This window comes from Bacteroidales bacterium, assembly GCA_031275285.1.
Lineage (GTDB): Bacteria > Bacteroidota > Bacteroidia > Bacteroidales > UBA4181 > JAIRLS01.
In genome coordinates this window covers 1-8,778 of record JAISOY010000047.1, presented here as the reverse complement: position 1 = coordinate 8,778, position 8,778 = coordinate 1, and the positions used below count along the sequence as shown (strand labels likewise).

Annotated in this window: 12 protein-coding genes; 9 read left to right on the top strand and 3 right to left on the bottom strand. The window is 41.8% G+C overall.

Features of this window, described 5'->3' with window-relative positions:
• Positions 1 to 526, top strand: a 526-nt coding sequence (locus tag LBQ60_04475) for a polysaccharide deacetylase family protein (protein MDR2037158.1), incomplete at its 5' end; no start/stop codon positions are given.
• 3 nt (positions 527 to 529) lie between these two features.
• On the opposite strand, the gene LBQ60_04470 is transcribed toward LBQ60_04475, so the two are convergent.
• Positions 530 to 1,903, bottom strand: a complete 1,374-nt coding sequence (locus LBQ60_04470; GenBank protein MDR2037157.1) for a deoxyguanosinetriphosphate triphosphohydrolase — start codon at positions 1,901 to 1,903, stop codon at positions 530 to 532.
• A 78-nt stretch (positions 1,904 to 1,981) separates the two neighbouring features.
• Here LBQ60_04470 and LBQ60_04465 point away from each other — a divergent pair, with 78 nt between their 5' ends.
• The 3 genes from LBQ60_04465 to LBQ60_04455 all read left to right on the top strand — a co-directional run bounded on the left by LBQ60_04465 (position 1,982) and on the right by LBQ60_04455 (position 4,293).
• Positions 1,982 to 2,434 carry a GatB/YqeY domain-containing protein gene (locus tag LBQ60_04465; GenBank protein MDR2037156.1) on the top strand — a complete coding sequence of 151 codons (453 nt, stop codon included), beginning with the start codon at positions 1,982 to 1,984 and terminating at the stop codon, positions 2,432 to 2,434.
• Positions 2,435 to 2,495: 61 nt separating this feature from the next.
• Complete coding sequence (locus LBQ60_04460; GenBank protein MDR2037155.1) at positions 2,496 to 3,551, top strand: quinone-dependent dihydroorotate dehydrogenase; 1,056 nt, start codon at positions 2,496 to 2,498, stop codon at positions 3,549 to 3,551.
• Positions 3,544 to 4,293, top strand: a complete 750-nt coding sequence (locus tag LBQ60_04455) for an NADH:ubiquinone oxidoreductase (protein ID MDR2037154.1) — start codon at positions 3,544 to 3,546, stop codon at positions 4,291 to 4,293. The genes LBQ60_04460 and LBQ60_04455 overlap by 8 nt, the downstream gene beginning before the upstream one ends.
• Position 4,294: 1 nt before the next feature.
• Here the strand turns inward: LBQ60_04455 and LBQ60_04450 are convergent, their stop codons facing one another.
• Complete coding sequence (locus LBQ60_04450) at positions 4,295 to 4,984, bottom strand: response regulator transcription factor (protein ID MDR2037153.1); 690 nt, start codon at positions 4,982 to 4,984, stop codon at positions 4,295 to 4,297.
• 214 nt (positions 4,985 to 5,198) lie between these two features.
• Here LBQ60_04450 and LBQ60_04445 point away from each other — a divergent pair, with 214 nt between their 5' ends.
• Entirely contained in the window at positions 5,199 to 5,606 is a 408-nt protein-coding gene (locus LBQ60_04445; protein MDR2037152.1) for a hypothetical protein, read from the top strand.
• Between the two features lie 10 nt (positions 5,607 to 5,616).
• Here the strand turns inward: LBQ60_04445 and LBQ60_04440 are convergent, their stop codons facing one another.
• On the bottom strand, positions 5,617 to 6,417 hold the full coding sequence (locus LBQ60_04440) for a metal-dependent hydrolase (GenBank protein ID MDR2037151.1): 801 nt from the start codon (positions 6,415 to 6,417) through the stop codon (positions 5,617 to 5,619).
• A gap of 186 nt (positions 6,418 to 6,603) precedes the next feature.
• Here LBQ60_04440 and LBQ60_04435 point away from each other — a divergent pair, with 186 nt between their 5' ends.
• The 4 genes from LBQ60_04435 to LBQ60_04420 all read left to right on the top strand — a co-directional run.
• Positions 6,604 to 7,038: a SufE family protein gene (locus LBQ60_04435; GenBank protein MDR2037150.1), complete on the top strand. Its 435-nt coding sequence runs from the start codon at positions 6,604 to 6,606 to the stop codon at positions 7,036 to 7,038.
• A 2-nt stretch (positions 7,039 to 7,040) separates the two neighbouring features.
• Positions 7,041 to 7,373 carry an iron-sulfur cluster assembly protein gene (locus tag LBQ60_04430; protein ID MDR2037149.1) on the top strand — a complete coding sequence of 111 codons (333 nt, stop codon included), beginning with the start codon at positions 7,041 to 7,043 and terminating at the stop codon, positions 7,371 to 7,373.
• 20 nt (positions 7,374 to 7,393) lie between these two features.
• The gene (locus tag LBQ60_04425) at positions 7,394 to 7,951 is read left to right on the top strand and encodes a GNAT family N-acetyltransferase (GenBank protein MDR2037148.1); all 558 of its coding nucleotides are present in this window, start codon (positions 7,394 to 7,396) and stop codon (positions 7,949 to 7,951) included.
• A gap of 192 nt (positions 7,952 to 8,143) precedes the next feature.
• Positions 8,144 to 8,778 (top strand): aspartate-semialdehyde dehydrogenase (locus tag LBQ60_04420; GenBank protein ID MDR2037147.1); only part of this gene is annotated, 635 nt, incomplete at its 3' end.

Here is an 8,778-nt window from a genome sequence, read left to right as displayed (position 1 = left end):
CCTTACCTTTGACGACGGTCCTACACCCGGTATTACAGACAAAGTGCTGGACTTATTACAGCAATACAAGGCCGAAGCTACTTTTTTCGTTTGCGGCAAACATGTAAAACTTCACCCGGATCTGTACCGGAAAATAAAAGACAGCGGACACTCTGTGGGCAATCATACCTATCAACATATATCAGGATGGAAAACATCTACCGGAAAATATTTGTCTGATGTCGAAAAGACAGGGGAATATGTCCGGAGTAAATTGTTCAGGCCCCCTTACGGAAAACTGAAATTCCGCCAATACCTGTATTTACGTAAAAAATTCCGCATCATCATATGGGATGTGATGTGTATGGATTTCGACCGGAATACGGATCCGCAAACCTGTTTCGGACATATTTCCAATCATGCCGGAAAAGGGTCTATTATAGTATTCCATGATTCAGCTAAAGCAGCTGCCAATATGTTGTATGCCCTGGAACAGACATTGATGGTATTTTCCGGAAAAGGCTACCGGTTTGAAAAACTTCAATAGATATTACTGATAACTGATCTGTATACCGTGAATGGTCCGGTATAGTTCCAATGCATAAAGGTCCGTCATTCCCGATATAAAATCAAGCACAGATTGTATCCGGGTATATGCTGAAGCATCAGGAGTGCTTCTGAATTGTCCGGGAAGCAACGCCAATAATTTCCGGGCGTAATGCGACTGCGGATGAAGCACTGCGTCTACAAATTCATCCATCAATGCTCCCAAAATACGGTATCCGGCAAGTTCCACTTCAATTACCGAAGAATGATTATAGATACGTTCTACCGATAATTTCCTGCAATGTTTCATTCCTTCCGCCGATATTCCCTCCAGCGAATCGATCAGTGATTGGTGGTATACCCCATTCATAATTCCGGAATAATGACTCATGAATACAGCGACACATTCACTCACCAGTTTATTGATCAACAAAGCCCTTAAATAAGAGATCTGTTCATTAGGGTCGGTAACCGTAGAAAAAACATGTTTCGAGTTCGAAATAAAAGACTTACCATCCTCAGAAGCCGGATCCCAGAATGCCATTAAAACATCCCTGGTCTCGGATGTGGACAATATTTTCAGTTTATGTGCATCTTCCACGTCCATGATCTGGTATGTAATATCGTCGGCTGCCTCAACAAGGTATACCAAAGGATGACGGCAGTATCGTACCGGAGCATCCGAAATTTGTATGATCCCCTGTTCCCGCGCAATATCCTCAAACGTATCTTTCTCTGATGAAAAAAAACCGTACTTATTCTTTTTCTCAGGCATTGCTTCGGATCCATACGGGTATTTTACCAGGCTTGCCAAAGTGGCATAAGTCAGCGCAAATCCCCCGTTTCTCCGGCCATTGAACTGGTGCGTGAGCACCCGGAAAGCATTGGCATTTCCTTCAAAATGAGTCAGATCGTTCCATTGTACCTCATCAACCATTCCCTGTATTGATTTTCCGTTTCCCTCCAGAAAATATCTTGAAATTGCTTTTTCGCCGGAATGGCCGAAGGGCGGATTTCCCATATCATGTGCCAGGCAGGCGGCAGAAACAATGGGGCCGAACACCGAAAAGAAATCATTCCCCGACAACTCGGGACGCTTTTCCAGTTCAATAGCCAACATGTTCCCCAATGATCGCCCCACACTAGCTACTTCCAGACTATGGGTCAACCGGTTATGGACGAATACACTTCCCGGTAAGGGAAATACCTGCGTTTTATTCTGAAGACGGCGAAAGGGCGAAGAAAAAATAATCCGGTCGTAGTCCCGTTGAAATTGCGACCTGGCCATGTTTTTGGGAACGAGGCTGGCACTACCCAGTCGCTTTGCCGAAAGAAGAGAATTCCAGTTTAATTGATATTTCATGATTAACTTTGGCATGAATTTAGTGTCAAAGATAATAATCTTGTTGGTCACTAAATGAACCAATGTTGAATTAAACCATTTAAACACGCGTATATGAGTCTGTTTGATACTGTAAGTGAAGACATCAAAAAAGCAATGCTTGCTAAGGAAAAAGATAAACTGGAGGCGCTCAGGGCTGTCAAAACAGCTTTTCTTCTGGCACGCACCGAGTCCGGAGCCAACGGGGAACTTTCTTCCGATGCGGAATTAAAGATCATACAAAAACTAGTAAAACAACGTAAGGAAACTGCTGAAATATACCAGCAGCAATCCCGCCCCGACCTGGCAGAAAAAGAATTGCTCGAAGCGTCTGTTATCGAACAATATCTTCCGGAGCAAATGAGTGATGAAGAATTGGAAAAATCGTTGAAATCAATCATCCAACGGGTAGGTGCAACAGAACCTTCCCATATGGGAAAAGTGATGGGGATCGCGACCAAAGAATTGTCGGGAAAGGCAGATGGAAAAGCCATTTCCGTAAAAGTGAAACAATTGCTGGGGGCATGATCCCGGATTGTCCTATTTTGTGATTACTTTTGTCCTGATTATCTGGAAATTTTAGCGAACCATGTATCGTATATTTCGGCCCCTGTTTTTCGCATTTTCACCTGAATCTATGCACACGTTTGTCTCAGGACTGATGCGTTTTGCCTATTCCATACCTCCGGTACGGGCCATCATCCGGAGCATGTTCAACTACAAGCATCCTTCCCTGGAACGCGAATTCTGCGGACTTAAATTTTCTAATCCTGTTGGCCTGGCTGCCGGATTTGATAAAGATGCAAAACTGTATAAATCCTTCTCTACCTTAGGATTTTCTTTTATCGAAATCGGTACGGTAACTCCTAAGGGGCAACCCGGAAATCCTAAGCCGCGCCTGTTCAGGATTGTCCAGGACGGAGCACTGATCAACCGGATGGGATTCAATAATAAAGGAGTAGATGCTGCCGTCGAACGATTGAAATCTTCACGGCCGGATATCATTATCGGTGGAAATATCGGTAAGAATACCAATACCCCAAATGAGGAAGCCCCGGCTGATTATTTGTATTGTTTCCGGCAATTATATCCATATGTTGACTATTTTACCATTAATGTCAGTTGTCCGAATGTGGTCAACCTGAGTGCGCTTCAAAGTACGGAGTCATTAACGGGAATATTGTCTGTGATTATGGAAGAACGTGATAAACAGGAACAACGTAAACCTGTCCTGTTAAAAATATCACCGGACCTGAGTTTTGTTCATTTAGACGAAGTATTGGATCTCGTGGAAAAGATGAATGTTGATGGTATCGTTGCCGTTAACACCACCACACAACGTTCCGGACTTACTATGGATAAAGAACAGGTGGAACGCCTGGGATGGGGAGGTCTAAGCGGTAAACCGCTCACTTGGAAAGCGCTCGAAACCATCAACTATATCCGGCAGCGAACGAAAGGAAAACTCCCGATTATCGGCGTGGGAGGGATCATGTCGGAGGAAGACGCCATCAACCATATCATGGCGGGAGCCACCCTGCTCCAGATCTATTCCGGATTTATTTACCAGGGACCGGCGCTGATAAAAAGGATCAATAAAGCTATTGTGCAGATGCAACAGAAAAAAGCACAGTCAAATGCTTGAGCAGTTAAAAATATTAAAACGGCAGGGTAAACAGTACATCCCGAATATTGAAGAGGTACATCTACACCAAAATTTCAGGGGCCGGCCTGTCATTTCCGGAAAAGATATAGACGAAGCGCTGTTAAAGGATTTTTGTCCGATGAAAGCGTTGGATGTTGCCCCGGTAAGGATCGACCTGGCCAAATGTAACTTTTGCGGTTTGTGTGCCCGTTCCTTTCCCGAAAAAATCAGGTTTACCAATGATTACCGGTTGGCGTCCAATATCCCTTCCCGGCTTGTCGTTACCGAAGGTACTGATCTTCCTATTACCGTTGACAGGAAAAGTGTCCGCCCGGAAATCAGAAACTTATTTAAGAAATCATTCAAACTAAGGCAGGTATCAGCCGGTGGGGACAACAGTACGGAATTGGAACTGAACGCTTGTTCCAATGTCAATTTCGATATGGGCCGTTTCGGGATAGAATTCGTTGCTTCACCCCGTCATGCCGACGGAATTGTCATTACAGGACCCATCAGCCGGAATATGGCTGATGCCCTCAGGATATGTTATGATGCTGTTCCTGACCCGAAAGTTATCATACTGGCCGGTGTAGATGCATTGAGCGGAGGAATATTTACCAACGGTCCTGCAATAGACCGCTCTTTTATCGATCAATACTTCATAGATTTATATATTCCCGGAAATCCATCCCACCCGTTGACCATCATCAACGGATTGCTGGATTTGTGCAGGGACAGATGAACTACCTTACTACCAGCCGGTAGCCCTTACCATAGCAATTTATGATCGTGATATGCTGATCATCGGACAGATATCTCCTTAGCCGTGATATATATACATCCATCGAGCGGGACTCAATGGCCGGACTGGTTTCCCACACATGATCGATCATCATTTCCCGGGTAACGATTTTTCCCACATTTTCAGCCAATAACTTCAACAAGGAATTCTCTGTATATGATAAACCTTGTACGTTAGTTCCTGACGAAAGCGAATGTAACTCACTGTCAAAATCAAACTTTCCGATTCTAAAAATGGTATCTTCCGAATTATCTGCCTTTTTATAGGGATTTAGCAAATGTTTGATCCGGATCACCAGTTCATCAATATCATACGGCTTTTTTAAATAGTCATTGGCTCCTGCATCAAATCCGGTCCTTACATCAGATGTATTGGATAATCCAGAGGTAAATATGATCGGGGTTTGCGCATCCATTTTCCTGATCTGCATGCATAACTGGATCCCGTTGATCCCGGGCATATCGACATCTAAGATCACGATATCAGGCCGTGTTTCCAGAAATAACCGGTAAGCATCCAAACCATTGTCTGCGGCATGTATGATAAACCCATCCTCAATCAGCTGGTCCTTAAGCAAAAACAGAAGATCCGGATCATCTTCCGCCAGTAAAACACTGATTTCTTTATTCATCGTTCTCTATAGGTTTTTTCTACATGCACTGCAAATGTAGCTATTTGTTTCTCTAGAACAAGCGACGTTTACATTTGTTTACATTTGTTTACATTATTTAATGATGATTTGCAGTTGTTGTGTATTTTTTTGCATCAGGATGGGCTTAATTTGTAATGAGAGAGTAATCAGCAAAAAAGTGGCAGATTAAAATGATGAACTAAAAATATTGCTTATGTGTGAAAATAGTATTACAACAAGGGATATCGGTTTTTTTAAAAGTGCGTTGGAATCGCTGATGAACAGGAAACAGTTACAGAAGGAAGAGATACCTGAGTACGAATTTGATGCCATGTACGATTGGTATATAGAAAAGGAGCGTGCCTTTTTTCTTTCTTCAGGAAAATGTGATGTCCTTTCATATTTTTCAGATGAACCGGAAGATTTACGTAAGGCGGAAATGCTCGCTTTACTATTATACCACGACGGGATGATGCATTCCGGGATTCCAGCTAAAAAGAACTTATTTGAAAAGAGTTGGCTCTTATACCAGTATGTTTGCGCTATGTATAATGATTTTTCCTATGACCGGATGAAAGTTATCAAGAAAATAGAAAAACAATGGCTGGCTGCATGGCTATAATAAAGACTTTTCAAAAATTAAACGGCAAAAAATTATCGAAACGGGCCATCAGCCGATATATCTTCTTTCCCAGGATGCGTTGCTGTTCAGATTTCGATTTCTCTTCCAGACGTGCATAATTCATGGTATGTCCGGTATATGCATAATCCGTTTTCCGGGTATTTACCTGATGGTAAATACCCGAACACGACAATACTATCATCGCCATAATGATATATATCCGGAAACGGGCAAACCTTGATGAATATATCAGCCATGTACCCAGTAACCAGGAAAAGAACACCACCAAAAAAATATCATAATTGTTCCACCACCATATCTTTCCCCAACCACCGGTATATTCATCAAGAGGCCACAGGAAACGGACTCCTCCCCACACAGAGGCAGGAGTCAACATATCTTCAAACGCATGAGCAACCGCACCCAGTATAAATGCAAGGAAAACCGGAATATGGTTCTTAAAAAAAACAGGGAAAGATTTTTCCTGCCGCATCATTAACCGGCGGTAAACATAGATAAAACAACCAATCAGAAACCCGGCAATGACAGCAGCAACCAGGGAATGAAAAAAACCATGATGAGAATACCAGAATTTGCCGAAATAGATTTCTTTTCCACTATGGACTAATCCTAAAAATTTCCCAATGGTGATATCAAATTTGCTCCACAGGCTGATTGCATCAATATCCGGAAAAGCTCCACCTACAGCCCCTGAAAGAATGATATGCCCAACAGAGTTGAATTTAGGCCTAAAGGCAGCAATAACAGTTCCTACAGCCGCCCCGGTAACAATGTGCGTCAAAATATCCATACTATTGTATGATTTCTAAATAACAACGGCAAATATATCATTTTGTCCGATCATATTTTTATCGTTGCAATTCCTTTTTACATGACAACTGTTTGAATGATTTATTTCCATCTGTACATGGTACAATAATTGCATCATATATTATCAAAAGTTCTTTTGTATTTTTGTACTTAAATAAAAGAACTGATGGAATCGATTAATGATATACAAGACGCTATCATCAAGGAGTTTGAGATTTTTGATGACTGGTTGGATAAATATGAATACCTGATAGAGCTCAGTAAAGACCTGGAACCGCTTGATCCGAAATACAAGACCAACGAATATCTGATCAACGGATGCCAGTCGAGGGTTTGGTTGATGGCTGAAATGCAAGGGGAAGTAGTGATCTACAAGGCTGAAACCGACGCGATCATCACAAAAGGGATTATTTCCCTCCTGATACGTGTATTATCAGGGCAAAAGCCGAAGGATATCGTCAATGCCGATCTATATTTCATAGACAAGATCGGATTAAAGCAAAATCTTTCTCCTACCCGCTCTAACGGACTTTTATCCATGGTCAAACAAATGAAATTATACGCTTTGGCTTTTGATAGCATAAACCAAAGAGCATCGTAAAAATGGATAAAGAAATCAATAATGACGGGTTGCTGCAAATGGAAACCCGTATCGTAGCGGCATTGAAGGAAGTTTATGATCCTGAAATACCCGTTAACATATATGATTTGGGATTGATCTATGATATTCATGTAGGCGAAAATAATGACGTGACCATTACAATGACATTGACAGCCCCCAACTGTCCGATTGCGGATGATATTCTTTTGCAGGTAAAAGAAACTGTTGAAGCAATTGAAGGGGTGAAAAGCGCCACCGTCGACCTGGTTTTTGATCCGCCATGGACAAAAGACATGATATCAGAGGAGGCATTGCTCGAATTAGGCTTATTATAAACATTATAGCAATTATAAAAATGAACCCTTTATTGCAAAAGGTATCTCCTGAAGATCATGCGATCTTACCCCAGCTAAAAAAAATATACGATTATTCATTCCCCCCTGATGAACGGAGGGATTTCGACGCAATGACCGAATTGTTGAAGACTACACCTTATTTTACCTTTTATGCCATCATAAAAGATGACAAAACGGCAGGTCTTTTTTCTACCTGGGATTTGGGCAAAATAATGTTTGTGGAACATATTGCTGTTTCCGAGGATTTCAGGGGGATAGGTATCGGGCAATCTGTATTGAGGTCCTGGCTGGATCAGCAGAAAATGCCTGTAGTCCTTGAAGTGGAAAGACCTAATAATGAAATTTCCGTCCGGCGGATCGCTTTCTACGAACGGCTTGGATTCAGGCATTGGAATATAAATTACATACAGCCGGCCTATTCTCCGGGACAGTACCCTGTTCCGTTACATCTGATGACCTATGGCGACATTGATCTGGATATATCATTTAAAGAAATACAACAATTGATCTATCTGAATGTTTATTCGCTAACTGTCGATTCGGGCCGTTGTGAGTGATATTTAAATAAGTAATATAAAACAATTATATGTCATATTTGCTGAACGTAATCCATTTGACCAAGGTGACTTAAAAAAACAATATAGGGCACTGAGTGCTTAATCATGAATATTTCCTGAAAATATATATTTTTGTATCCTTGTTTTGCAAACGAGAGCGATAACGTTTATTTATTTTTTTAATCCGGTAAAATGAAGTTAGCAATTGTAGGTGTCAGTGGGGCTGTTGGCCAAGAATTCCTGAAAGTATTGGAACAAAGAGATTTTCCTTTTGATGAGTTAGTACTATTCGGATCATCCCGTAGTGCAGGAACCAGTTATAATTTTAAAGGAAAGGAAATCCAGGTAAAAGAGCTGAAAGATAATGATGACTTCAAGGGCATTGATATTGCATTAACTTCTGCCGGTGCCGGTACATCCCGTACATTTGCCCCGGCTATTACCCGTCATGGGGCTGTAATGATCGATAACTCCAGTGCTTTCCGCATGGACAATGATGTACCGTTGATTGTCCCGGAAGTTAATCCGACCGATTGTAAAAATCGTCCGCGTAATATTATTGCCAACCCGAATTGTTCTACCATTATTATGGTAGTAGCACTCAAGCCGATCCATGACCTTTCTCCTATAAAGAGTGTTCGAGTGGCCACTTATCAGGCAGCCAGCGGTGCCGGTGCGGCAGCTATGGAAGAATTGAAAACCCAGGTTGAACAAGCCATGAAAGGGGAAGCTGTAACCATTGATAAATTTAAATACCAACTGGCATTTAACCTGATACCCCAGATTGATGTATTTACGGATAATGATTATACCAAAGAAGAAATGAA